Origin of the sequence: Desulfobacter vibrioformis DSM 8776 (genome assembly GCF_000745975.1) — a bacterium.
GTDB lineage: Bacteria > Desulfobacterota > Desulfobacteria > Desulfobacterales > Desulfobacteraceae > Desulfobacter > Desulfobacter vibrioformis.
The window spans coordinates 44471-64432 of record NZ_JQKJ01000004.1 but is presented as its reverse complement, the minus strand read 5'-3'; the positions used below and the strand labels follow the sequence as shown (position 1 = coordinate 64432).

The 19962-nt window shown below is 47.1% G+C and carries 17 protein-coding genes; 6 read left to right on the top strand and 11 right to left on the bottom strand.

The window, feature by feature from the left end:
* Positions 1-10: 10 nt before the first annotated feature.
* From Q366_RS04625 to eno, 3 genes are all read right to left on the bottom strand, one after another.
* The gene (locus tag Q366_RS04625; RefSeq protein ID WP_035236774.1) at positions 11-625 is read right to left on the bottom strand and encodes an alpha/beta hydrolase; all 615 of its coding nucleotides are present in this window, start codon (positions 623-625) and stop codon (positions 11-13) included.
* Positions 622-2259 (bottom strand): CTP synthase, encoded by a 1638-nt coding sequence (locus Q366_RS04620; protein ID WP_035236771.1) that lies wholly within the window; start codon positions 2257-2259, stop codon positions 622-624. Before Q366_RS04620 ends, Q366_RS04625 begins: the two co-directional genes overlap by 4 nt.
* A 144-nt stretch (positions 2260-2403) precedes the next feature.
* The gene (gene eno, locus Q366_RS04615; RefSeq protein WP_035236769.1) at positions 2404-3681 is read right to left on the bottom strand and encodes a phosphopyruvate hydratase; all 1278 of its coding nucleotides are present in this window, start codon (positions 3679-3681) and stop codon (positions 2404-2406) included.
* A gap of 310 nt (positions 3682-3991) precedes the next feature.
* On the opposite strand from eno, the gene Q366_RS04610 reads away from it, so the two are divergent.
* From Q366_RS04610 to Q366_RS04605, 3 genes are all read left to right on the top strand, one after another.
* Positions 3992-4660: an adenylate kinase gene (locus tag Q366_RS04610; RefSeq protein ID WP_035236767.1), complete on the top strand. Its 669-nt coding sequence runs from the start codon at positions 3992-3994 to the stop codon at positions 4658-4660.
* A 293-nt stretch (positions 4661-4953) separates the two neighbouring features.
* Complete coding sequence (gene rpsU / locus Q366_RS20735) at positions 4954-5163, top strand: 30S ribosomal protein S21 (RefSeq protein ID WP_211251865.1); 210 nt, start codon at positions 4954-4956, stop codon at positions 5161-5163.
* Between the two features lie 65 nt (positions 5164-5228).
* Positions 5229-6548 (top strand): bifunctional folylpolyglutamate synthase/dihydrofolate synthase, encoded by a 1320-nt coding sequence (locus Q366_RS04605; RefSeq protein ID WP_035236765.1) that lies wholly within the window; start codon positions 5229-5231, stop codon positions 6546-6548.
* Between the two features lie 43 nt (positions 6549-6591).
* Here the strand turns inward: Q366_RS04605 and Q366_RS04600 are convergent, their stop codons facing one another.
* From Q366_RS04600 to Q366_RS04585, 4 genes are read right to left on the bottom strand one after another with little or no spacing between them, the layout of a single operon-like run.
* On the bottom strand, positions 6592-7353 hold the full coding sequence (locus Q366_RS04600; RefSeq protein WP_035236760.1) for a lysophospholipid acyltransferase family protein: 762 nt from the start codon (positions 7351-7353) through the stop codon (positions 6592-6594).
* Complete coding sequence (map, locus tag Q366_RS04595; RefSeq protein ID WP_035236757.1) at positions 7343-8224, bottom strand: type I methionyl aminopeptidase; 882 nt, start codon at positions 8222-8224, stop codon at positions 7343-7345. The genes Q366_RS04600 and map overlap by 11 nt, the downstream gene beginning before the upstream one ends.
* A gap of 6 nt (positions 8225-8230) precedes the next feature.
* Entirely contained in the window at positions 8231-9595 is a 1365-nt protein-coding gene (gene miaB, locus Q366_RS04590; protein WP_035236755.1) for a tRNA (N6-isopentenyl adenosine(37)-C2)-methylthiotransferase MiaB, read from the bottom strand.
* Positions 9582-9791, bottom strand: a complete 210-nt coding sequence (locus Q366_RS04585; protein ID WP_035236753.1) for a DUF4911 domain-containing protein — start codon at positions 9789-9791, stop codon at positions 9582-9584. The genes miaB and Q366_RS04585 overlap by 14 nt, the downstream gene beginning before the upstream one ends.
* Positions 9792-10446: 655 nt before the next feature.
* On the opposite strand from Q366_RS04585, the gene makC (Q366_RS04580) reads away from it, so the two are divergent.
* From makC (Q366_RS04580) to recJ, 3 genes are all read left to right on the top strand, one after another.
* On the top strand, positions 10447-10845 hold the full coding sequence (makC, locus tag Q366_RS04580) for an alpha-pore-forming tripartite toxin MakABE regulator (protein WP_035236751.1): 399 nt from the start codon (positions 10447-10449) through the stop codon (positions 10843-10845).
* Between the two features lie 56 nt (positions 10846-10901).
* Positions 10902-11303: an alpha-pore-forming tripartite toxin MakABE regulator gene (gene makC, locus Q366_RS04575; protein ID WP_035236749.1), complete on the top strand. Its 402-nt coding sequence runs from the start codon at positions 10902-10904 to the stop codon at positions 11301-11303.
* A gap of 300 nt (positions 11304-11603) precedes the next feature.
* Complete coding sequence (gene recJ, locus Q366_RS04570; RefSeq protein ID WP_035236747.1) at positions 11604-13307, top strand: single-stranded-DNA-specific exonuclease RecJ; 1704 nt, start codon at positions 11604-11606, stop codon at positions 13305-13307.
* A 15-nt stretch (positions 13308-13322) separates the two neighbouring features.
* On the opposite strand, the gene Q366_RS04565 is transcribed toward recJ, so the two are convergent.
* The 4 genes from Q366_RS04565 to Q366_RS04550 form a co-directional block, all read right to left on the bottom strand.
* Complete coding sequence (locus tag Q366_RS04565) at positions 13323-14297, bottom strand: calcium/sodium antiporter (protein ID WP_035236745.1); 975 nt, start codon at positions 14295-14297, stop codon at positions 13323-13325.
* 232 nt (positions 14298-14529) lie between these two features.
* Positions 14530-15900 (bottom strand): response regulator, encoded by a 1371-nt coding sequence (locus Q366_RS04560; protein WP_035236742.1) that lies wholly within the window; start codon positions 15898-15900, stop codon positions 14530-14532.
* Between the two features lie 65 nt (positions 15901-15965).
* Positions 15966-18296 carry a serine protein kinase PrkA gene (locus Q366_RS04555; RefSeq protein WP_051957820.1) on the bottom strand — a complete coding sequence of 777 codons (2331 nt, stop codon included), beginning with the start codon at positions 18294-18296 and terminating at the stop codon, positions 15966-15968.
* The gene (locus Q366_RS04550) at positions 18293-19957 is read right to left on the bottom strand and encodes a SpoVR family protein (protein ID WP_035236739.1); all 1665 of its coding nucleotides are present in this window, start codon (positions 19955-19957) and stop codon (positions 18293-18295) included. Before Q366_RS04550 ends, Q366_RS04555 begins: the two co-directional genes overlap by 4 nt.
* Positions 19958-19962 lie beyond the last annotated feature (5 nt).

Below are 19962 nucleotides of genomic sequence, written 5' to 3'. Positions count from 1 at the left end.
GCGTCAAAATTCAGGATTGCAGGTAATCTGAAAGAACGTCTTCCAACTTGTCCAAGGCATCGGCATAAAAGTGATCTGTATTGGAAAGGACCTCTAGCCGGGGGGTAATTTCCCATCTCGATAAAAGCGCATGCACCAGAGAAACCGGAGAAAAATCATCTTTTTCACCCGTGATAATCAGTCCTGTATTGGGCAACTGTTCCACCTGGTCAAAACTTAAAAACGCTGCCGGCGGCGAGACCATCATGTGATCACAGACGTCAGCACCGGCACTGACGACATGTGCATTTACCCATGAACCAAAGGAGTATCCGGCAAGAAAAAGCTGGTCATACCCCTGGTCAGATAAAAAATCCAAAGCACTTCTGACATCATCCTGCTCGCCCCGGCCATCATCGAATTTTCCGGAACTGCCCCCGGTACCTCTGAAATTAAAACGCAAGGTAGCAATCCCGGCAGATTGAAAGCAAGCAGCCATCCGGCATATCACAGGCACATCCATGTTTCCGCCATAAAGGGGATGGGGATGCGTCAGTACCACAGCTTTTCCTGTGCCCTGACGGTTTAAACAGCCCTCAAGACGGATATTGGCGGTGCCGGTTATGGTGATAAATTCTTCCATCATTTCTTATTTTTCAGGGCTGCCCTGATAAATGATTTGAACAAAGGATGAGGCGCCATGGGTTTGGACTTGAATTCCGGATGAAACTGACAGCCCAGAAACCACGGGTGATCTTCAAGTTCCACGATTTCTACCAGGTCATGGTCCGGGGAGGTTCCTGAAATGACAAGTCCGGCGTCCACCAATTTGTCCTTGTATTCATTATTGAACTCAAACCGGTGGCGATGCCGTTCGGAAATATTGTCAGTCTTGTAGGCATTCATGGCAAAGGTGTTTTCAACCAGAAGACAGGGATAGGCACCTAACCGCATGGTGCCGCCTTTATCCGAGGATTCATCCCGTTTTTCCACCTTGCCGGTCTGTTCATCCACCCACGCTTTCATCAGGTAGATCACCGGATAGGGCGTGTCAATATCAAATTCCTCGCTGTTGGCATCTTCCAGGCCGGCAAGATTGCGTGCAATCTCGATCACGGCCATCTGCATGCCCAGGCAGATGCCGAAATAGGGTACCTTATGTTCACGGGCATAGCCTGCGGCCAGAATCTTTCCTTCAATCCCCCGGCTCCCGAACCCGCCCGGGACCAGGATACCATCGACCGTGGACAATACATCAGCCACATTCTCTTTTGTCAGGGTGCTGGAATCCACAAATTTCAGATTGACCTTGGTGTCATTGGAAATACCGCCGTGGGTCAGTGCCTCGTTCAGACTTTTATAGCTCTCGGTCAGGTCCACATATTTGCCCACAATGGCGATGGTGACATGATACCTTGGATTTTTCAGGCGCTCCACCATCTCCCGCCAGCCGTCAATGCGCGGGGCCCGGGCCCATATGTTCAGTTTTTTAAGAATCATATCCCCCAGGCCTTCTTCGTTGTAGACAATGGGCACATCATAGATGCAGTCCACATCCTTGGCAGTGAATACGGCATCAGGGCCGACATTGCAGAACAGGGAAATCTTGTTTTTGATGTCCTGGGTCAAAAGGCTCTCCGTACGGCACAAAAGGAGATCCGGCTGGATACCGATGCTGCGAAGTTCCTTGACACTGTGCTGGGTGGGTTTGGTTTTTACCTCACAGGCGGTTTTAATATAGGGCACCAGGGTCAGATGAATGTAAATCACGTTGGAGGGGCCGGCATCGGCCTTGAACTGGCGGATGGCCTCAAGAAAGGGAAGGGATTCAATATCCCCGATGGTGCCGCCGATTTCAACAATCACCACATCGGCATCATTGGAAACCAGACAGATGGCCCGTTTAATCTCATCCGTAATATGGGGAATCACCTGGACAGTGCCGCCAAGGTATTCGCCCCGGCGCTCCTTGGTGATCACCTGGTGATAGATCTTTCCTGTGGTGAAATTGTTGTTCTTGCCAAGTTTGGCATTGGTGAACCGTTCATAATGTCCCAGGTCAAGATCGGTTTCCGCACCGTCATCGGTGACAAACACTTCACCGTGCTGGAAGGGGTTCATGGTCCCGGGGTCGACATTGATGTAAGGATCCAGTTTCTGAATGGTCACGGTCAGCCCCCGGCTTTCCAGAAGCATGCCGATGGCCGCCGATGCCAGTCCCTTACCCAATGATGATAACACCCCGCCTGTTACAAAAATATATTTAGTTGTCTCAGCCATCCAGTCCTCACTTCCACGCTTTTTTAATCATTAAGCTTTCTTTAATCATCTATAATAATAAAGGTGAGGTATTTATAAGGATAAACACCTCACCTTTTCCTCACCTGATAAATAAAACTATTTTTACCATGAACAACGTCTTGTTTATTTTAAAACAAACAGATCTTCCGGGAACACGGCACAGTCAGCCAGTTCCTCTTCTATGCGAATCAGTTGATTGTATTTGGCCACACGGTCACTTCTGGACATGGAGCCTGTTTTTATCTGCCCGGAATTCACGCCCACAGCAAGGTCCGCAATAAAACTGTCTTCGGTTTCACCGGACCTGTGGGACACCACGGTGGTGTACCCCGAATCCTTGGCCATCTGGATGGTATCAAGGGTTTCGGTCACGGTGCCGATCTGGTTAAGCTTGATCAGAATGGAGTTGCCCACCCCCCTGGCAATGCCTTGTTTAAAAATATCCGGATTTGTAACAAATATATCATCACCTACAATCTGAATACGGTTGCCCAGACGCTGGGTCATGATTTCCCAGTTATCCCAGTCCCCTTCTGCCAGACCGTCTTCAATGGAAACCAAAGGATATTTGTCAATCAGGCTCTCATAATAATCAATGAGTTCAGCAGGGGATAATTCTCTGTTTTCAGAGGCAAATATATACTTGCCGTCTTTGTAGAACTCGCTGGCTGCGGCATCCAGGCCAATGCCGATATCCTTGCCCGGACGATAGCCGGCAGCTTCAATGGCAGCAATAATGTTTTCAATGGCCTCTTCATTGGACTGAAGGTCCGGAGCGAATCCGCCTTCGTCACCGACACCCGTAGAAAGCCCCTTGCCTTTAAGTATCTTTTTCAGGTTATGAAAGGTTTCCGCGCCCATGCGGACAGCTTCGGTTACATTGGCTGCCCCAAAGGGGAGAATCATGAACTCCTGGATATCCAGGTTGTTGGCAGCATGGGCCCCGCCGTTGATGATATTCATCATGGGAACGGGCATGACCCGGGCATTGATGCCGCCGATATGGCGGTATAATGGAATCCCGTTGGCTGCGGCAGCAGCCCTTGCTGCGGCCATGGAGACCCCTAGAATAGCGTTGGCACCCAGCCGCGATTTGTTTTCAGTGCCGTCAATGTCAATCATGGTCCGGTCCAGTCCGGCCTGGTCCATGGCATCATAGCCGATGATCTCCGGGGCCAGGACTTCATTGACATTGGCCACGGCATTGAGCACGCCTTTGCCCATGAAACGGTTTTCAGCGTTGTCACGAAGCTCAAGGGCCTCCCTTGTACCGGTTGAGGCACCAGAAGGCACAGCAGCCCGCCCCTGGGCGCCGCAGGCCAGGGTCACATCCACTTCAACCGTAGGATTTCCCCTGGAATCAAGAATTTCCCTTGCCCTGACATCAATCAGTTCCGTCATTTTTTTCACCCCTCATATTTTATATGGATAATTATTTATGTATGCACCGGATTGTCTGAATTAAGAATCTTGTCTTTAATATCAATTTGCCAGAGTACATTCAAGGTCTTCCTCAATTTAATTTGCCGAGCCTGTACTGACTTTTTAACATGTTTTATCCGGCTCAATGAAAGAAAACCAAAGCACATACAGAACATGAAGGAAGGCTTCAATACCTTGACAAAAAAAGGACAGTCCTATATTACGATTTTTTATTATGTCGGACGTGTCCCGACTGGACATGAATATAAATCAACTTAAAGGAGTGAAGATGAACATTTTATTTTTCGGCCCCAACGGCAGCGGCAAAGGCACCCAGGGAAAAATCCTGAAAGACAAATACAACATGGCCCATGTTGAATCCGGTGCGATTTTCCGCGACAATATCAAAGGCGGCACCGAGCTTGGCAAAAAAGCCAAAGAATATATCGACAAGGGTGACCTGGTGCCCGATGAAATCACCATCCCCATGATGATCGACCGTATCAAACAGGATGACTGCAAAAACGGCTGGCTGCTGGACGGTTTTCCAAGAAATAAAGTTCAGTCTGAAAAACTGCATGCCGCACTGAACGAACAGGGCATCAAACTTGACTATGTTATCGAAATGCTGCTGGACCGTGAAATTGCCAAAAACAGAATTATGGGCAGACGGTTGTGCGAAAATGACAACAACCATCCCAACAACATTTTCATCGACGCCATCAAGCCTGACGGGGACAAATGCCGGGTATGCGGCGGGGCGCTGAGTACCCGTGCCGATGACCAGGACGAGGCTGCCATCGACAAACGCCACTCCATTTATTATGACACCGATACCGGCACCCTGGCCTCTTCTTACTACTTCAGGGATCTGCCTGATGCAGATTTCAAATACATCACGCTGAACGGCGAGCAGGCACTGCCCGACGTTACAGCAGAACTGATCTCCAAGCTGTAAAATTTTATCCGGCCCGGACGTGCCCTAACACAGCGTCCGGGTTTTTCAACTTCAAACATGTTGACCCATATTAATCTTCTCCTCCCCCCAATTACCCGGTGCATCAAGCATTTTTGCCTTGCCTTAATTTATTCAATTTGTTAAAAGACCCGTTTATAAATATTTTTATATGAAAGTCGCAATGTGTTTGTGAATGACTTTCATGTTTTGTTGTGGGTTAGGTCCGGGTGCCAATAAACCAAGTCAGCCCATGATTGTTATATTTAAATTCATTTTGAAAGGGGCGATGCTGCTTGAAAGAAATTACTGTCACCGTTATTGATAATGACGTTGAAAAAGCGCTGCGTATTCTGAAGAAAAAAATTCAGAACGACGGGCTGTTCAAACGTCTCAAGGTCAAAAAACATTTTGAAAAACCTTGTCAGTACAGAAGACGTAAGATGAGAGAGGCAATGAGAAGACAAAGAATTGCCGCCTCAAGATCACGCAGAAAACGTAGCTAAAGCATTAAAAATCACCCGGCGTATCAAATTGGCTGATATGCCGGGTTTTTTTATGGACATTTTTCATGGCAAACACCCCTTATGAACTGTGCCTGGAAAAGATTTACAAACTGGGCCGGTTCGGTATCAAGCTTGAACTGGATACCATCTTAAACATCCTTTCACAACTCAACACCCCCCATAACAATTACAAAATGGTCCATGTGGCCGGAACCAACGGTAAGGGCTCCACAGCGACCTGTATCGCGTCAATCCTCACTGCAGCGGGGTTTAAAACCGGCATATACACAAGCCCCCACCTGGTCCGATTCAATGAACGGATCTGCGTGAACGGGAAACAGATCAGCGATGCAGATGTAGTCAGCGCATACGAGGCAGTGAACGCTGCGGACCATAAATCGCGCCAGGGATCTCGCCAGGCCACTTTTTTTGAAATTGTCACCGCCATGGCTTTTTACTATTTTGCCAAAGAGGGGGTGGAATGGGCGGTCATTGAAACCGGCATGGGGGGCAGATTTGACGCCACCAACATTATTACACCCAAGGTCAGTGTGATCACCAACCTGTCCATTGAGCACACCGATTATCTTGGACATACCATCAGGGACCTGGCCCGGGAAAAAGGCGGCATCATCAAACCAGGTGTGCCTGCAGTTACGGCTGTATCCCAGCCATCGGGAATAGACAAGCTGACCCAGATAGCCAAAGACCGGGCATCATCCCTTTACCGCTTCAAAAAGGACTTTTCGATCCGAAAAACCCCTGGCCGGCCAACATATGATTACAAGGGAATTTATCAAAATTTCAAAAGCCTTACCAAACCCTTACCCGGAGAACACCAGCGGGAAAACCTTGCTTTGGCCCTGGCTGCCAGCGAGCTGATTTTTGAACAGAACAAAGGCACTGATCCACGATATGAACTGACCCGGGAACAGGTTCATAAAGGACTTGCCCAGGTCAATTGGCCGGGGCGCCTTGAAAAAATCATGGATCATCCCCTGGTTATTCTGGACGGAGCCCACAATTTCAAGGCATCGGTTCTGCTGGGCAAATACCTCAACCAGACCTTGGGAGACAAAAAACTGACCTTTGTCATCGGCATTCTGGATGACAAACCCTATGAAGCCATGCTGGCCCATCTTTTGCCCAGGGCCCACCGCGTCATTGTGACCAAAGCCAAAATAAACCGCAGCACTGAACCTGCGGTGCTGACCGCAGCAGTCAGAAAAATATTCAACGGGGAAGTGCAGGTCATCGAAGATGTGAAAGAGGCGGTATCCTACGCGATTTCGACGAGTTGCAAGGATGACGCCATATGCATTGCAGGTTCCCTGTATGTGGCAGGAGAGGCTAAGGAAAAATTTGATATGGATCTTATGACCTGAATTAAACCCATAACTATTTTAATTTCCAACTTAGATGATACGATCAGGCCGGTTCCCGGCAACGGGCAACTTGGCCGGCAATCAATGTCCTTGCCATAGCGGCAATCTTTTCAGGGGGCATATCCCTGAACCGGGAAAAAGGAATGGTATCCAGAACCTTTACTGTCATCTTCGTGTGTTCCTGAAAGGTCAGCGAGTATTTAGGCAACGCCTTATTGGTATTGCTGATGGCAATGGGCTGAATGTCAACACCTGCGTTTTTAGCCAGGATAAATGCCCCGGGTTTGAACTTCCCTATACAGCCGTTTTTGGACCTTGTGCCTTCGGGAAAGAAAAAAATGGAGATGTTTTGCCGTAAAAGCGCCTCACATCGGGCCATCATGGCCTTGATACTGTCCTTGTCACCCCGCTTGAGTTTAATGTCCCCGTTGTTCAATGCCATATTCCACCCAATGAAGGGCAGCCGGAAAACGGAAGCCTTGGCCACCCACCGGTAGGGAAACAGCAGCCGGTAGAGGACAAGGATGTCAAGCTGGCTTTGGTGATTGGATACAAACACATAATTTTTGCGGATATCAAGCTTTTCCCGGCCCACAATTTTTACGGACCCGGACGGCATAACCCAGGTATACACCGAGGCCCAGAACGCACTGAAAAGGTTTGACACAATCCTTCGCGGATCAAAGGGCGCTGTGCATATGCGCAACACACAGGCCACACAGAAAAAAAAGGCGGAGGTGGTACCGAAAAAGGCAAGAAACACGGCTGAAAAAACCGTATTTAATACCGTCTGACTATAACGCATATGGGGTTAAACTCTCATATCCGTCATCTGTCACAAGGATGGTCTGCTCAAACTGGGCGGATAAGGATCCGTCATTGGTCACGGCTGTCCACCGGTCCCCAAGTACATGCAGCTCTTTTTTGCCTAGGTTGACCATGGGCTCAATGGTGAACACCATGCCGGGAACAAGGGTCACACCGGTACCGGGCCGTCCAAAATGAAGCACCTGGGGCTGTTCATGGAAATCAAGTCCCACACCATGCCCCACAAATTCCCTGACAACCGAACATCCCTGGCCTTCGGCATATTTTTGAATGGCATGCCCAATATCTCCCAGCGTGGCCCCGGGTTTAACCTGTTCTATACCCAGCCGAAGGCTTTCGGCAGCCACGGCAACAATATTCCGTGCATCACGTCCGGGCGTGCCCACAAAAAAGGTTTTGTTGGCGTCGGCATAGTAACCGTTTAGAATCGGTGTGATATCAATATTGACAATATCCCCGTCCTCAAGCACCCGGTCCCCGGGTATTCCGTGGCAGATCACCTCATTAATGGAAACACAGACACTTTTGGGATATCCCCTGTAATTGAGCGGTGCAGGTACTGCCCCGGCTTTTATGGTCTGTTCATGGACATAGGTGTTGATGTCGTCGGTTTTTAAACCGGGCCGGATCATGGCCTCAACCCCATCCATAATAGACAAAAGCAGTTCCCCGCATTTTCTGATGCCCTCAATCTGTTCAGGCGTTTTCAGGATAATGTCATACTTGTTTTTATACTTATCCTTCAAGGAAATCTCAGTTTTCCTGTTCCTGCAGCAGTTTTTAAATTTTTTCCCACTGCCGCACGGGCAGGATTCATTGGATCGAATGGCCGTTGATTTAATTTTCATAACGTTTTAATCGCTTTCGCAGATCTCTCCCCAAAGGGAATGGGGGTATGCGTTTATAATTTGAACTGTGACCAGATCCCCGACGGCGGCCTGGTCCGATGCAAAATGCACAATTTTGTTTGCATCGCTTCTGCCAAACATCTGTCTGGTATGTTTATTCTTTTTTACAAATCCGTCCCTGGGTTTAGGGCTGTCACCTTCCACCAGCACCGTAACTTTTTTGTCAACAAAGGCTTTGTTTTTCTTTTCTGTTATCTTTTCCTGGAAATCAAGAAGTGCGTTAAGCCTGTCCCGTTTGGTCTGTTCATCTATCTGGTTTGAAAATTTGGCAGCCGGTGTAAATGACCTTGCTGAATAGGCAAAGGCAAAGACCGCATCAAATTCTACGGTTTCAAGCAGACTCATGGTCTGCTGAAAATCAGATATTGTTTCTCCGGGAAACCCCACAATAATATCCGTGGACAGGGCAATATCCGGGCAGGTCTGCCTCAGGGCTGAAATTCTTGTAAAATAGGTGTCACGGTCATATTTGCGGTTCATCCGTTTTAATATATCGTTTGAACCGGACTGAACCGGCAGATGAAGATGGTTGCACACCTTGTCAATATCCTTGATCGCCTGGATCAGATCCGTTGATAAATCCTTGGGGTGGGATGTGGCAAACCGGATACGTTCAATCCCGTCCACCCTGCTGACAAGGTGCAGCAAATCAGCAAAGGAGACCTGTCCATCATTACCGGCATAGGAATTAACATTCTGGCCCAGCAGGGTAATTTCACGCACCCCGGAACCGGCCAGCCCTTCAATTTCTTCCACAATGGCAGATGGATTCCGGCTTCTCTCCTTTCCCCGGACATAGGGCACCACACAATAGGTGCAAAAATTTTCACACCCCTGCATGATGGTGATAAAGCGTGACACCTGATTTTGTCTGGTCAATGTATCCCTGGGAAAGCCTTCGAAAATATTTTCGCTGGGTTCGGTGTCCACAATGCGGGTTTCACCGGCAGCCAGTGCTTTAATATGGGTTTCAAAACGCCCAAAGGCCTGGGTGCCTAAAACCAGGTCAAGGTGAGGCAGGCGTACAAATGCGTTTTCCTTTTCTTTTTGTGCCACACAGCCGGCCATGATGGTCAGCGGACGTTTTCCTTTGATCCTTGTGCCTGCAAAACGGCCCAGAAAGCTATAGGCCTTTTCCTGGGCCTTATGGCGGATGGCGCAGGTATTGCACAAAACCAGATCTGCCAGATCCGGGTCATGGGTTTGTTCATATCCTGCATTTTGCAAAAGGCCTGCCAGAATCTGGGAATCATACACATTCATCTGGCACCCGATGGTGTTTACATAGGCTTTGGGCTTATCTTGGCTCAAAATAAAAGTCCTTTTTCAACGCTTGGGTGACCATATTTACCTCATCCTGCCGGTCCGGGGGCATGGCAAGCCGGATATGGCCGGTTCCGGACTCCACTGTTGTGACCACGGCGATACCTTCATAGGCTTCAAAAATAAAACGGATAAATCCGATTTTTGTTTTATCCACCATATATTCTTTTATAATAGATTGCATAACATTTTAAACCTAATCCTTTATGAACCGCGTTATATCATCAACAAAGCCGGTTACTCAAGAATTTTGCCAGAATAACAGCAATTTTCATGGGTCAGCACTGTCCCTGTCCTGTGATACTGCAAAATAAAAATTTTTATGTATTGACTCCTGTCTGGATATAATATATGAGAGGAAGTCATAAGGTATCTTGAAGTAATCTTCTATTTTAATCTGTCATATAACTCTTAATATTATCCAGATATCACTTATATTAATGTTCACATTCAAACATATTTGAAAAGAAAATTCAGTCATAGGGGTGTCTGCAATTCAGGTAATTAACAAATTTCTACAATAACGAATACGCCATTTCAGTAGCAAAAAGACAGACATGAAAGAGACCGGACGCGTCGAAGGGTCTATTCATGATTCCAGAGGAGCGGCTCCGTAGGGGGCCACCGTCCAAATCGAGGGGAAAAATTATCATGACCACCACAACCCCATGCTATACCCAGGCATTTTTACAATTGAAAAGTAAATTTCAGCCGCCGAGCACCTTACATTCCGGGACAACATTACAATATACGGTATCGTTGTCCTTTGAATACACAGTGATGGCCTATGACCCGTTCCTGGTCATCGCTTAACACTCACCTTAAAAAAGGAGAAATAAATGGCCACAGTTAATGTTTTATGTGCGGTGGATGTCGAAGGCGCTCTCACCAGCAATAATCTGGGGGCAAATGTCTATATGGTAGACACAAACAAATATGCGGGGTCGGGGGCAGAAGGTACGGCCGAGCTGAAAACCACGTTGAATATCGATGATATTATTGTCTGGACGGTTGCCCCTATTGATCCGGGTACCAATGTTGAGATCCAAAGTTTTTCAGGCACAGCCGTCAGTGACGGATATATCAATCCTGTTCAGGACCCGTTATCTCCGCAGTCCTTTGAATCACGGTTCGAAGCTCCCGGCGGGACGGCATCAGGCTCATCATTTCAGTATACGATGTCCTTGTCCTTTGAAGGTAAAGTAATGACGTTCGATCCTTTTCTGACTGTCAAATAGCAGACCGGCTGTTTTGAACCCACAAAGATAATTTATAATCAAGAAGGGAGAAAACCATGGCACAAGTTGATGTTTTGATGATGGTTGACGTGGAGGCTGCGCTGGCCTCCAGCAATCTAGGTGCAAATATATACCTGGTTGATACCAACAAATACCTGGGGTCCGGCAGTGAGGGCCAAAATGAGTTGGTTACAAAATTGAATACAGGCGACACCATCGTTTGGTCTGTTGCGTCTATTGATCCCGGTTTGAATGTCACTATCAAAAGCTTCTCAGGACAAGCGGTTAGTGACAAGTATATCACCCCGGTTCAGGATCCGCTTTCGGCCGGGGTATGGGAATCAAAATTCCAGCCGCCGGGTGGTTCGGCAGGGAACTCCTACCAGTACAATGCGACCTTGGAATTTGACAACGCCGAGGAATTGACATTTGATCCGTTTTTGGTTGTCGTGAACTAGAAGACCGTCAAGACCCGTGGAGAAAATTCCATTTTCGGATATTTTTTCACGGGTCTTGTTTTAAACGAAATATCCCCATATATTCAGCCGTCACCTCATTGCGCAGCCCCTCACGCTTTCAATGAGGGCTTTCTGTAAGCCTTCCCGCCTTTTCATCTTGGTGCAAGGTCCTGTGAACTGTTTTAAACTGCGTGTCTTTGGTCTTGGTCTTTTCACGATTTGGGTTCGGACTTGCTTGATGTCTTTATCGTTCCGCGGATTGACACATAGTAACCCAAGAATGTATAAACCTGGCATTCCATGGAGATCAAACTTACATATACAACACCTGACAGGAATGTTGTTCAAAGACTTCAAAAGGCCCTTGGCTGCCATCATGTTATTGCCGGTCTGCTGGTGGAAAAAGGGATCACAACAGCGGATGAGGCCAAATTTTTTCTGAATCCGGATTATTCCAGACTGAGTACCCCCTTTGAATTAAAGGACATGGACAAGGCGGTAGAGCGGATTCATACGGCGGTACGCAACAAAGAAAAAATTTTTATTTTTGGCGATTTTGATGCAGACGGGGTCACGGCGACAGCGATGCTTTACCAATTTCTTTCCCTGGTAGAAGCGGATCTGTCCTGGTATGTGCCCCACAGGGCAAAGGAGGGCTACAGCCTTCAATTGCCCCACATTGAGATGGCCGTGTCCATGGCTGTTGACCTGATCATCACTGTGGACTGCGGCATCAGTTCCCATGAAGCGGTTCAGGCGGCAGCCAGGGAAGACATTGACGTCATCATCACCGACCACCATGAACCTGGCACCACCATCCCAAAGGCCTTTGCCGTAATCAATCCAAAGCAGGCCGACTGCAACGCCTGTCTTGAATACCTGGCCGGTGTCGGCGTGGCATTTTATCTGATTATGGGCCTGCGCAAAGCATTCAGAGACAATGGGGTATGGGAACAATACCCGGAACCCAAATTGTCCGAATACCTGGACTTGTTCGCCATCGGCACCATCGGGGACATGGTTCCCCTGGTGCAGGACAACCGGGTTCTTTGCATGGCAGGAATAAAACGCATTCGCATGGGCCTTCGCCCGGCACTTGTTTCCATGGCCCGCACATCAAGAATTGACATGGATAAGCTTGATTCCGACGACATTTCATTTAAAATTGTACCCAGGCTTAACGCCGCTGGCCGCATATCACATGCAAGAATATGTGTTTCCCACCTGACCTGCCCTGCCCCGGCCCAGACAGAGACAATCGCGACCCTTCTGGATGAACTGAACAGAAAACGCCAGCTCATTGAAAAAGAGATTGTCGAAGATATTGAACAGCGTATTGCGGGCGATCCATCCATACTTGAAAACCGGCTGATTGTATTGTGGGACAGCAAATGGGAAACATCCGTGCTTGGCATTGCCGCATCAAGGCTTGCCAGAAAGCATGTCTGTCCGGTGGTGCTGCTGAATTCAAAAGACGAAATTGCAAAAGGATCTTGCCGAAGTATTAACCAGATAAATATACACGAGGTATTGTCCGGAACCCGGGATCTGCTGGAAACCTTTGGGGGGCACGCCATGGCAGCAGGACTGTCAGTCAGAAAGGAAAACCTGGCGCGTTTGAAACCCGCTCTGACAGATATCCTGGCTTTAGTCTGCACAGAAAAAGATTTTGCACCTGTCCGGAAAATTGATGCCGTGATTAAGATTGCGGATATTACCCCGGAACTTGTCCGCCAGATAGATATGCTTCGCCCCTTTGGCACCGGCAATCCGGAACCGGTCTTTCTGATGGAAAATATGTGGGTGGCATCTTCCGTCATCATTGGCGGCTGCCATCGGAAAATGACCCTTAAGGACCAAAGGGAGGAATACCAGGTGGAAGCATTGCACTTCAACCTGTCTGACACGACCTGCCTGCCCGAATTTTTCCCGAAACTGCTGGTAAAGCTTAAGGCGGACAGATTTAAGCAGAATCGCGTTCAGGTTATTGTCCAGGACATGTGATTAAACAAAAATCACTTACGCCTTTAATACTTTGATCGCCAGCCACGCCGTATAACTTAGATAGGCCAGGAAAAGCATTGCCCCGTCAAAGCGGCTGATACAGCCCTGCTCTTTTCTGAATCCATACCCAATGATAAAAAGGGAAAGCGTCAGCACGACCATAACCGTCATATCCCGATAAAGGGTTTCCGCTTCCACGGCAACAGGATGAATGGCTCCTGATATGCCGACAACCGCCAGGGTATTAAACAGATTAGAACCAATCACATTTCCCAAAGCCAGTTCATGTTCGCCCTTTTTGGCTGCCAGGATAGAAGAGGCAAGCTCTGGCAAAGAGGTGCCTAACGCTGCAACGGTCAACCCGATGATCAAATCGCTGACCCCAAGCAGACGGGCCATTGCCACGGCCCCCCAGACAAAAATCCGGGATCCTGCCACAAGCAGCACAAGGCCGGCCACAAGCCAGAAGATCGCACGGGTAAGCGGCATGAATTTTTCAGATCTCTCTTTTTCAACCTCTTTTGCCAGAGAATCGGAATCCTGATTCATCCCCTGGATGATTGCCCAGGCCATGAGGATGAAAAAAATAACCAGCAGAATCACTGCGTTCTGTCTGGACAAATATAAATCTGACAGAAAAAAAACAGAGAGAACCGTAACAAGCGTTAAAATAGGCAGTTCCCTGCGCAACACCGTCGAAGAGACCTTGATCGGACTAATCATGGCTGTCATGCCAAGTATCAGCGCAATATTGGCTATATTTGACCCATACGCATTACCAAGACCGATCCCTGCATTCCCATCGACAGCAGCCAGCGCAGAGACAACCATTTCAGGTGCAGAAGTGCCAAAGCCCAGAATGACCATGCCAATGAGCAGTGACGGCATGCCAAAAGACCTTGCCGCAGATGCAGCACCATCCACAAACCGGTCTGCCCCCCAGACAAGGATCACAAGTCCGGCAATTACAGCCAAGATCGTCAATATCATATTTTTCCCCTCTCACTCAGGTTCATCTAAATCTGCCGGATAAGTCTTTCCACTGTTCAGGAACTCAAACACAAAGTTTAAGGATTATATTTTTTGCCACGATCTTGTCAATGTTTATCAGTCCGCTTACAAACAGAAAATAAAAAGCCGGCGCATCGTTGGATGCGCCGGTGCTAAAGAAAAAAAGCCAGTTTTTATCACTATACATGGGTAAGTTATTTAAGGCCCGTTCCTAAGTAAGATTGCCGTTTTTAAGTGTCTTCATATATTTAAAAAAAGCAGCCCCAACCATTGGACAAAAATGAGAGCCAACCCCTTGGGAAATAATCTGAAGCGCCTTTTCGGCGGGCATGCCGTCACGATATGGCCTGTCACTGGTCAGTGCATCAAACACGTCGGCAACAGCAATGATTCTTCCGAATAAGGGAATATCTTCGCTCTTCAACCCGTTGGGGTAACCTGTACCGTCCCAGCGTTCGTGATGGGAAGAGGCTGCAACAAGGACATCTTCCATGTTGTGCAATGGTTTAAGGATGTCCTGAACAACGACGGTATGGGTTTGAATGTGCTCAAATTCATCCGGTGTCAGTTTACCGGGCTTGAGCAGCACATTGTCACGTACACCGATTTTACCCAGGTCATGAAGGCTTGCAGCGATCTGAAGACGGTTCAGTTCCGTATCTGAGAAGCCCAGTTCCCTGCCAATGGCTATGGAAAGTCTGGTAACGGATTCGGAGTGGCCACTGGTGTATTTATCCCTGGCTTCCAATGCGTTGATAAGACTGGTGATGGAACCAACCGTCAGCTTTTGTTCAAGAACAAGCCGCTCCCTTTCTTCAAGCATGCGCTGGAAATGATCGGAAAGCAGTTTTTCCATGGTAACAACAAGCATATCCACGTTAAACGGCTTGACAATAAAGGCCGTAACACCGTCCCTGATCAGACGTCTCATCATCGGCTTGTCACCCAGGGAACTCATAACCACAATGGGCAGAAATTTATACGCTTCAATATTGAACAGCCTGCGACAAAGCTCAGTGCCGTCCATCCGGGGCATATTCAGATCCGTAAGCAGAACATCGGGGGAAACATCATTAATGATGTCAAGGGCATGCTGCCCGTCATCGGCCAGTGCCACCTTGAAGCCGGCATCCTCAAGCCCCTGTTTTGTAAGCATCTGAATGGTTGTACTGTCTTCAACCACAAGTATGGTTTTATCCTTGACAAAGGTACATGTGTTCATCACGCTTTCAATGCGGGGAATAAGTTCCTTATTTGCCAGGCGTTTGGGCACATATGCATCCGCACCGACCCTGAAACCGTTTTCAATATCAGCATCGGTATCAAGGGAACTTAAGACAATCACAGGTATATGCGACGTTTCCGGGTTTGATTTGATCCACTGACAAAATTCCAATCCGGAAAGGTTAGGCATATCCACATCCGTAATCACCAGATCAAACGGCTCTTTTCTAAGCGCCTCCTGTCCCTGCACCGCATCGGACGCAGTTACCGTCTTAATCCCTGCAGGACTCAACAATGCTTTCACGGCAAAAAGGGCCGACTTGGAATCGTCAACAATCAGCACATTTGCTTTCTTCATGATCCAGCCTCAATTGTTTTTTTATGTTCATCTTAAAGCAACGGTGTTGTCCCCCTTCCTGGCAGTCAGGCATCCTTGAATTTATTGGCCAGATCATTATCAATGAGATAAATGCAGATCTCATTGGCACCTTGATGTGAATAACCAAATTTACTGACCAGGTTGTCAATGAGAAATGTCACATCGCGTTTGATGCGTTTGTCATGGGCTTTAAACTCTTCTGTATCAAAATCCTTTATGGCACGCCTGAAATTTTCATTGTCAATAAACGGCTCTAAAACCCGTTTTTTCAAGTTGTGTACATACCGTTCATGAAGGGTTTGAAACAACCGGGTCTGGGCAATATTCTTTCCTTCAATCATAATCTCTTGGGTAAGGGTAAACCCTGTATATTGTTTTAATACATCCAGGCGCATCCCCTGGCGCCGTATCGCATCGGCATGTTCAGACAAAAGCCTGATTTCAATGCTTTCAAGGAATGCCTCGGTAACATGGAGCTCTTCTTTGGTAAAAATACAGTTCACAACAGAATCCATTTCATTGGTCACAGCGGAAATATAATTTTTGATGTCCTTTGCGATTTGTTCCTCATTGTAATAGTAGAGAGACTCTTTGACCTGCTGGAGAATGGAATAGTCATACATCCTTAAAATTGAAGACAAAAACCCCTGGGGAATCATCTGACGTATGGGATCTTCGAGTTTATTGAAAAACGAGCATAAGTCGGGCATGTTGATGAGTCTGTCTTCCTTGGTAAATTTCGAATAAAACCGGTCAAAAATTTTAATGGAATCCCGGCCGGATAGTCCCTGTTTTCCAAATTCTTCCGATTCCACAAGAATTTTTTTCATCGTTTTTTTATCAAGCGCTTTTAGATCCTCGTCATCCAGCCATTTAGGGATGTTTCCCCTGAAAATTTCCATAATCAGCAGGATAAGGCACTCATCGCAGAAATTCAGGTATTTTTTAGGCTCTTTTATCCATTGCTCCAGGGCCGTGGATTTTCTGCCGATTCTGGTGCAGATAATGATTCTTGCAAAATTCTCCAGCACCATGGGCAGAAAACTGTTTTCAACATGGCGGCCAAAGATGTTCAGGTAAATCTTAACTTCCGTATTCACATCAAGAACATATGGAATGTCGATATACTGAATGCGGTCTTCAAAAGAGGGAAAGTCTTTAAGATTTTGTTTATCCTCGGGATTCATGAGGGCAAAAAACAAAGCCTCAACCATTTCCTCGATATCCTCCACCTTGTGAACACCTTCTGAAATTATATTATGAAGTTCCACCATGCGCTCGACATTATGGGATTTAATATCCATCAGTGCATAAATACCGTTATGAACTTTTGCATATGAGGAATAAATATAGTTAATCACGTTGGAATCCTGAAACAGTGCATTGATTCGTCCCTGGAGCATCTGGTTGAGGATGACGTTTCGCCGCAACGGCTTGTCACCGGGGTTGAAAACAGAGATCCCGTTACCCAGGCGGCGGTTGAAATAGTAGGGCCTGGCATATAACATGTCAAACACCTTGGCAGGACTGCCCAGGCGTTCTAAAAGGCTCTGGTAAATGGACGCGCACACGGTGCAGACCTCGTCTTTGAATACCCATTCATACTGCTTTTCCGTAAACAGCTTCCATTTGAATTCATCGTTTTTGATCAGTTCGTCCAGAACGGCCCGCCTCTGGTCCTTGGGTATCACTAAGAATGGATTGTCATGGCACAGGCAGGGAATTTCAATAAATTCCGGATCCGGTCCGTCAAACATCACTGGGTTTTCTTCCACAGCCGGCTTGCTTTCTGCTGAATCCCCGTCAATATACTGGATCAATTTTTCAAAAGAGGACATCATTAACGATGTTGTTTCACGACATTTAAGCATTTTTACATCCAGGCGCCATACCACCTCGTAACGCAATCCTTCTTCGGTATTTGCGTACTGCTCAAATTTTTCCAGAAGGTTGTTTAAAAAAGTGGATTTACCGCACCCATGGGGACCGTAAAATACATAAATCCGATTCTGCTGGGCGCCATGACGCAGATAGTCCATCTGTTTCATAAACCGGTTGGCAAACAGCATATCCGGAAAATACGGTGCATCTGCATCTTCCGTAAAAAGCTTGCTGGTATCATATTGGGTTACAGCCGAACGTTCGGAATTTTCTTCTAATTCAAACACATGACTTTTAATCATGTCATGAAATGACTGAAAAATATTTCTTAAAACCTGGGCAGGGTTGGCATTGAGAAGCTGCAAAAATGTCTGAAAAGAAACGGGTTTATGCCGCTGGTAATCCTGGATATTCCGGTTTAAAAAGTCCAGGGCCTGGCTGACAGAATCAACTGCACTGGAATCCACAGAACTGGTATTGGTATCCATGGTCATGCCGCCTCCCGTTTGTTCAGTTTCCGTTTATCCATGATGTAACATACCCTTTTCCACTTGATTTTTACAGATTTGGCCGCATCCCCCGCTGTACCGGCACCCGGTGTGGATGGATCCCGGAAACTAATGTAAGGGGGTTTTGCCTGTTCTGTTCCGTCAGGTTCGCTGGTTTCAAGGTAAACGGGGCCCCCCCATAAAAATTCAATGCCAACCATGGTATTTTCAATGTAATCCGTTTTAAGGGGCTTGTTTTCAAATTCATGGACAAGATAGAGCAAACCGTCTTTGGATTTTTCTTCATCCACATGTATCACCGGCGGATGATACAGGGTGTTGATGACCATATCTTTATAATCGTCGGCTTTCTTAGATTTAATATAGTACTGCCAGCTCATACGTTCCCGATTGAACCGCTTGCCTGTGACAAACAGCTTGTAATGGTCTAAAAAATCCTGGTCCACAAACCTGTTGATAAAGGTAAAATCATTCATGTTCTCCCTGACTTTAAAGATAAAATCATGGCCGTTTTTCTTCCCTTTATCAAAGTGCTGCCTGTTTATCTCATCTTTCAGGCAGAAATACTCAAAGGAATAGCACCCTCTGTTCTGCATATCTTCAATATGTTCAAAAAGGCGCAGACCCAGGGCATAGGGGTTGAGCCCCACCTTGGGCAGTGCGGTTACCATGGCATTGACCTTTGCAAAATCCGTTTCATGGCCACGGATACGTTCATCCTTCATGAACAGATATTCGTGCCAGTAGCTGGCCCAGCCTTCATTCATAATCTTTGTGCGGATCTGGGGCTGGAAGTACAATGAGGTGTCGCGCACGATCTGGATCACAGATTTCATCCATTGGTTTTCCTGGGCACGTAAAAACGGGGAATGCCTGATAATGTAGTCCATGATGTCCCAAACAGGCTTTTCCCGGTCTTTTCGTGCTTTTTTATACATCTGCTCAAACTCCGGGTACTGGGAGAGAACCAGTTCAAAAAATTTAGGAAGATTTTCCCTGCACTGATTGAATCTTGCAATTTCCTTTAAATAGGTGTTGTGGGACACCTGCTTGATTTTCTGCAGAAAAACATCAAAATAGTAATCCTGCCTGGATAACTTCGGAATGGGCTGGTTCCGGGATCTCAAGGTCGTATCAAGGGCTTTGTGATAGCCCACCAGATTGTCCATGCCCCTGGAAAATTCAATGATATAATCCACCCAGCGCCGGCCCTTCTCGCTTCTGAGCTGGGCAATCAACCTTTTATCCGCCAGGGCCTGGCCTGTGAGATCAACGTCCCAGGTATTTGTAAAAAAAAGATTGTTCTGAAAAAAATCAATATGCCCAAGCACATGATAGAAAATCATGACATTGAGCCAGTCCGGGTTATTATCGTTATAATAGGAAATGGCCGGCCGGGTATTGATAACGGTTTCATACGGATTGGAAGGATAGGCTTCGTACATGCCCTTGCCTGACAAGACCCTGACATCATGAACCCAGTAGTCATACAGGGTGGGAATCATGATCTTGGGGGACAGTTCGATCATGTCCCGGTTGGTGACGATATATTCAAGGGTTTCATCATCAAACTTGAGGCCTTCATCCCTGGCTCTGACCTTGCACTCTTCCATGATTTTTTTAACATGCTGACTGACAAGTTCCATTGGGC

Coding starts and splice junctions, on each gene's coding strand:
- Q366_RS04625 (WP_035236774.1), bottom strand. CDS start 625: ATGATGGAAGAATTTATCACCATAACCGGCACCGCCAATATCCGTCTT.
- Q366_RS04620 (WP_035236771.1), bottom strand. CDS start 2,259: ATGGCTGAGACAACTAAATATATTTTTGTAACAGGCGGGGTGTTATCA.
- eno (WP_035236769.1), bottom strand. CDS start 3,681: ATGACGGAACTGATTGATGTCAGGGCAAGGGAAATTCTTGATTCCAGG.
- Q366_RS04610 (WP_035236767.1), top strand. CDS start 3,992: ATGAACATTTTATTTTTCGGCCCCAACGGCAGCGGCAAAGGCACCCAG.
- Q366_RS04605 (WP_035236765.1), top strand. CDS start 5,229: ATGGCAAACACCCCTTATGAACTGTGCCTGGAAAAGATTTACAAACTG.
- Q366_RS04600 (WP_035236760.1), bottom strand. CDS start 7,353: ATGCGTTATAGTCAGACGGTATTAAATACGGTTTTTTCAGCCGTGTTT.
- map (WP_035236757.1), bottom strand. CDS start 8,224: ATGAAAATTAAATCAACGGCCATTCGATCCAATGAATCCTGCCCGTGC.
- Q366_RS04585 (WP_035236753.1), bottom strand. CDS start 9,791: ATGCAATCTATTATAAAAGAATATATGGTGGATAAAACAAAAATCGGA.
- makC (WP_035236751.1), top strand. CDS start 10,447: ATGGCCACAGTTAATGTTTTATGTGCGGTGGATGTCGAAGGCGCTCTC.
- makC (WP_035236749.1), top strand. CDS start 10,902: ATGGCACAAGTTGATGTTTTGATGATGGTTGACGTGGAGGCTGCGCTG.
- recJ (WP_035236747.1), top strand. CDS start 11,604: ATGGAGATCAAACTTACATATACAACACCTGACAGGAATGTTGTTCAA.
- Q366_RS04565 (WP_035236745.1), bottom strand. CDS start 14,297: ATGATATTGACGATCTTGGCTGTAATTGCCGGACTTGTGATCCTTGTC.
- Q366_RS04560 (WP_035236742.1), bottom strand. CDS start 15,900: ATGAAGAAAGCAAATGTGCTGATTGTTGACGATTCCAAGTCGGCCCTT.
- Q366_RS04555 (WP_051957820.1), bottom strand. CDS start 18,296: ATGACCATGGATACCAATACCAGTTCTGTGGATTCCAGTGCAGTTGAT.
- Q366_RS04550 (WP_035236739.1), bottom strand. CDS start 19,957: ATGGAACTTGTCAGTCAGCATGTTAAAAAAATCATGGAAGAGTGCAAG.